Source organism: Saccharicrinis sp. 156 (genome assembly GCF_050589685.1).
In the GTDB taxonomy this organism is placed as follows: domain Bacteria; phylum Bacteroidota; class Bacteroidia; order Bacteroidales; family Marinilabiliaceae; genus Saccharicrinis.
Map to the genome: position 1 here is coordinate 1 of NZ_JBNGOS010000085.1, position 4,665 is coordinate 4,665.

Sequence of the window (4,665 nt, forward strand, 5' to 3'; positions counted from 1 at the left end):
TTAACGGCTATGGAAAGTAATCGGGACAAGTTATGCCTCGTTTCAGTAATGCCTTGTTTTATTGTACTTGCAATGCTTATGACGAACCTCCAATACATAATCCGGTTTTAACAAGTGCAAATTTCATAGTCAAAATGGTATAATACTTCAAACTTTTTTATACCATATAAAATCCTGTTTTTTGGTATTTATTTCTGAAAATAGGGTTTTGTTTTTATACCTAATTATGCCCCCTAAAGTATAGAAGTAGTATTGATTTGAGGTTTTTAATGTGCTAATATTCATTATTGTAGGTGCTCTTGGTACAAAACAAAGAAATATTGAGATAATTACCATAAAAGTTTGGGTGGTAATAAGCTTATTTAGTATAGTATTTTAAATTAATTGTTAATAATTCAATCATGAAGTCAGGTTTTTCATTGAGATGTTTATTCTATTTCATTTCTGCGATTCTTATATTTTGTTCTTGTAATAATGGCCCGCAATTTCCAGAAACTAAGTTTCAGCAAATAAAATCTGGCTTTGAAACTCCATCGGATACCAATACGGTATGGTGTTACTGGTATTGGATAAACGACGATATTTCGAAGGATGGAATTACAAAAGATCTTTTGGCAATGAAAGAAGCTGGTATTGGGGTGGCTCTTATAGGTAATATTAATCCGGCAGGTGTCGACGGAGAAGTACCCATGCTAAGTGAAGATTGGTGGTCGCACATGGTGCATGCCGTTACTGAAGGAAAGAGAATAGGGGTTGACATAGGTATATTTAATTGTCCGGGATGGAGTCAGTCAGGTGGTCCCTGGGTTGATTATACAAAAGCCATGCGCTACCTTACTTATAGTGAGACTAAGGTTCAAGGCAGTAAGCTTATAAAAGTGCATTTGCCTAAGCCTAAAGAAGAATTTCAGGATACGCATACTTTGGCATTTAAAACTGCTGATGGTGAAAAAAGAGATTTAATTAATATTCCCACTATATTAAATTGCAGTAAAAAAGGATTTGAGCTAAATAATTTAATCGATAATAATCTAACAACGGCAATTACTTTTCCCGCGAAAAAAAATCTAGAACTAAGTTTTAATTTTAATTTGAGCGAGGCGATTAAAGCTCGTCAAATAACCATAAACCCAAGTCAGCCATTTAGCTGCAACTGTAAATTGTATGCCGAACTAAATGGAGAAGAAAAGTTAGTGAAGGCTTTTGTATTTGACCGTAGCAACCTAAGTGTAAATGTTGGCCCCATTACTAAAGGCGCTTTAGCATTGAGTTTACCCAATGCAGAATCAAAGCGATTCAAATTAGTTTGTAATAACTTTAAAAGTCTTCGTTCAAGAAAATATGGTTTTGCCGAAATAAATATTTCAGAAGCACCTGTACTGGATAGATATATCGAAAAACAACTGGGCAAAATGCACCCGACACCAACGCCTCAATGGAACACATATAGTTGGGAAATGCAAGGTGATCAAGTATCAAGAGAGTTGTGTATAGATGTTAAAGAGCTTATTGATATCAGTGATAAGTTGGATTCCAATGGATTGCTAACTTGGGAAGCACCAGTGGGGGAGTGGACAATATTGCGTATTGGAATGTCACCTACCGGAACTAAGAACTCACCTTCTGCACCGCAGGGACAAGGATACGAAATAGATAAAATGAATGGTGAATTAGCACAGTTCCATTTCGATAATTTTGTGGGGGAATTCCTGAAACGTATCCCGGAAGAAAGTAAGTCTGCCTTTAAATATGTGATTGCTGATAGTTATGAGATGGGATCGCAAAACTGGACAGACGGTTATGAAGTTAAGTTCAAAGAAAAATATGGATACGACCCGGTTAAATACTTGCCTGTATTATCCGGCAGAATCGTTGGTAGTGTTGAGGAATCGGAGCGTTTTTTATGGGATTTACGTCGGTCGATAGCCGATGATGTAGCGTATGAATATGTGGGTGGTTTGCGTAAAGCAAGTAAACAACATAATTTAAAAACCTGGTTAGAGAATTACGGGCATTGGGGATTTCCAGGAGAATTTATGATGTATGGCGGACAGTCAGATTTAATAGGAGGGGAGTTCTGGAACGAAGGAAGTTTGGGTAATATTGAATGCAAGGCTTCTTCATCAACATCGCACACTTATGGAAAACGAATAACCTCGGCCGAGGCATTTACCGCAAGCCGTAAATCCTATCTAAGGCATCCGGCTATGCTAAAAAAACGTGGCGATTGGTCCTTGACTGAAGGAATTAATCACTTTGTACTTCATCTATATATTCAGCAACCTGATGATAACAGAAAACCGGGGATGAATGCCTGGTTTAGTACAGAGTTTAACCGGCACAACACCTGGTTCAATCAAGCCGATAACTATTTTGATTATTTGCGCAGGTGTCAACATCTTTTACAACAGGGTAACTATGCAGCTGATGTATGTTACTTTATAGGAGAAGATGCCCCGATAATGACAGGGGGGCGTGTCCCGGAAATCCCTCATGGTTACTCATATGATTATATCAACGCAGAAGTCATTCTTGATCGTTTGACAGTTAAAGAGGGCAAGTTTGTATTACCCGATGGAATGTCCTATAGTATTTTAGTGTTGCCTCCAGTAAAAACCATGCGTCCGGAAGTATTAGCTAAGTTGGAACAATTGATAAAACAAGGGGGAATTATTTTAGGACAAAAACCACTTAAGTCTCCAAGTCTTCAAGATTATCCGCAATGTGATGTTGATGTTAAAAAAATGGCCGATAAGCTTTGGGCAGCACCATACGTTGAAGGCAAAATGAGTAATTCCTATGGTAAAGGAAAGGTATTGGATGGATACAATTTATCAGAAGTTTTTACAGCATTAAGCTTGAAAAAGGATTTTGGTTTACCCGAAGATGTTCCTTTACTATGGACGCATCGTAGAATGCCTGGCATGGAGATTTATTTTATCACTAACCAGAGTGATGGAGAGATTGATATTAAACCAACTTTTCGCGTAGATCAATCTTTAAAACCACAGTTATGGGATGCTGTTAGCGGTGAAGTAAGGGCTTTAAATGATTATAAAATTACAGATGAAGGATCCATTGTACCTATTAAATTAAAATCAGCTCAAAGTTGCTTTGTTGTCTTTGTAAATACTGAAAGAAGGAGTGTGAAAGAAGGATATGCAACTAATTTTCCTGAGCCGGAATTGCTACAAACTATTGAGCAACCTTTTAGTGTGGATTTTACAAATAAGGAAATCGGCCCTAAAGAACCTATTGTATTTAATACACTTACAGACTGGTCGTTATCAGATAATGATAAAATTAAGTTCTATTCTGGTTCTGCTATTTATAAAACAACCTTTAGCATTGATCAACTTCCTGCAAACGGTGAGTTTTATATCAATCTGGGTAAAGTAAGTGTAATGGCCGAGGTTAAGATAAATGGGAAAGCGTTGGGAGGTGTCTGGATATCTCCATATCGATTAAACGTTACAAATGCGTTAAAAAAAGGGAAAAACGATTTGGAGATTGAAGTTGTAAACCTTTGGAGGAATCAACTGATAAAGGATGAAAAATTACCTGATGACCAAAGGTATACCTGGTTGGTTATTGATGATGTAAAAGAAGGAGAAAAGCCACATTCTTCAGGACTGTTAGGTCCGGTTACAATCGAAACAATAAGATAATTTTAAAAACGAGGAAACACAATTCAAACATTTTTATTAATCAACTTAAATTTAATTTTTATGAAAAACTTCAACAAGGTTATCGCGATGTTAGCAATCGCACTTTTATGCTCAACATTGAGTTATGCAGCCCATGTGGTTGTTAAAACAGTAGAACTAACTACACCGATTACGACTACGGGATATGTGAAAATAGTAGTACAACTAAATGATTATTTTTTAGGTAAAGAATGTGCGGTTATTTTACATGAAAATGAAACTGATTTTGCCTGGAACAGTTCTTTGGCAGCAGCAGGACTTTGGATTGGCTCTCCAGCCCCAGGAACTTACCCTATTGAAGCAATGGGTTATGATGGAGGAGTCGATGCATGGAAAGCAGAAGCGGTAAAAGAAGTGGATAAGAATGAGCAGATTGCCATTTGCCAAAAGTGGATATGACTGGCGCAACACAAACGCAAGGATATTCAATACAGAGAGCTTCTGAAACCACAGTAACAGAACTATATACTGATATTGATAGCAGAGGTTATGCAAGAGGAGGTACTTCAACAAATTCTCAAGCTAAATACTGCACTATTGTATGGAATGATGCACTAGGTATCAATACACAAGCATGTATTGAAGTTATTATGGATCCTGTAGTTGTTACTTCCATTACACCGCACACTTTTGCCACGGCTATTAACAATGAAGTTGAAGCTTCAACGGTATCAATATTCCCAACAATGGTAGAGAATAATATTACTATTTCTTCTCATGAAGAAGTTAGCGCAGTTAATGTATATTCTTTAACAGGACAACAAGTGTTGGCTGTTAAAAATCAAGCAGTTGTTTCTTTATCTGTTTTAATTGCTGGTCCTTATGTTGTAGAGGTACTAAGTGCTAATGGAGATGTTTGCAGGAAAAAAATCATGAAGAAGTAAATAGTCTCTGCACGTAAACCCGATATGTATTCACGCTCAACTGGTTAGTGTTGAAAACTAGTTAGAATCTTTAT

The 4,665-nt window shown here is 36.9% G+C and carries 3 protein-coding genes; all 3 read left to right on the forward strand.

Going from position 1 to position 4,665, the window contains the following annotated elements; translation table 11 throughout:
- Positions 1-401 precede the first annotated feature (401 nt).
- From ACRD64_RS24970 to ACRD64_RS24980, 3 genes are read left to right on the forward strand one after another with little or no spacing between them, the layout of a single operon-like run.
- Positions 402-3,668, forward strand: coding sequence for a glycosyl hydrolase (locus ACRD64_RS24970; protein ID WP_430937312.1), 3,267 nt, complete (start codon positions 402-404; stop codon positions 3,666-3,668).
- Between the two features lie 60 nt (positions 3,669-3,728).
- Positions 3,729-4,106, forward strand: a complete 378-nt coding sequence (locus ACRD64_RS24975) for a hypothetical protein (protein ID WP_430937314.1) — start codon at positions 3,729-3,731, stop codon at positions 4,104-4,106.
- Positions 4,103-4,591, forward strand: coding sequence for a T9SS type A sorting domain-containing protein (locus ACRD64_RS24980; protein ID WP_430937316.1), 489 nt, complete (start codon positions 4,103-4,105; stop codon positions 4,589-4,591). Before ACRD64_RS24975 ends, ACRD64_RS24980 begins: the two co-directional genes overlap by 4 nt.
- The last annotated feature ends 74 nt before the right edge of the window (positions 4,592-4,665 follow it).

Excerpts from the sequence above, each read along its gene's own strand:
- ACRD64_RS24970 (WP_430937312.1), top strand. The coding sequence starts at position 402 with ATGAAGTCAGGTTTTTCATTGAGATGTTTATTCTATTTCATTTCTGCG.
- ACRD64_RS24975 (WP_430937314.1), top strand. The coding sequence starts at position 3,729 with ATGAAAAACTTCAACAAGGTTATCGCGATGTTAGCAATCGCACTTTTA.
- ACRD64_RS24980 (WP_430937316.1), top strand. The coding sequence starts at position 4,103 with ATGACTGGCGCAACACAAACGCAAGGATATTCAATACAGAGAGCTTCT.